1 protein-coding gene is annotated in these 433 nt (G+C 63.7%); it reads right to left on the reverse strand.

Annotated features, from left to right (window positions below; translation table 11 throughout):
* A partial coding sequence (locus C5B91_RS21845; protein WP_119713059.1) for an ABC transporter ATP-binding protein occupies nt 1-433 on the reverse strand: 433 nt, incomplete at both ends.

Below are 433 nucleotides of genomic sequence, written 5' to 3' on the forward strand. Positions count from 1 at the left end.
CTCCGCGAGCGCGTCTTCGTCGGCTAGCGTCTCGGGACCCACCGTGTCGACGAACGTGCCGCGCTCCATCGCGTAACACCGGTCGGCCAGTTCGCGGATGACGCCGAGGTTCTGTTCGACGAAGAGGATGGTCGTCCCGAGTTGGTCGTTGATTCGCTTCATGTCGCGGCTTATCTGGTCGACGATGGAGGGCTGGATGCCCTCGCTCGGCTCGTCCAGAAGCAGCACGTCGGGGTTCGAGACGAGCGCCCGGGCGATGGCGAGCATCTGCTGTTGTCCTCCGGAGAGCGTGCCGGCCTGCTGGTCGGCGCGCTCCTGGAGAATCGGGAAGTAGTCGTATATCTCGTCGTACAGCAGGTCGTCGCTGCCGGCGTTGACCGTCTCGCCTATCTTGATGTTCTGTTCGACGCTGAGTTTCGGGAACACCTCGCGG

Origin of the sequence: Haloferax sp. Atlit-10N (genome assembly GCF_003586325.1) — an archaeon.
Taxonomy (GTDB): domain Archaea; phylum Halobacteriota; class Halobacteria; order Halobacteriales; family Haloferacaceae; genus Haloferax; species Haloferax prahovense.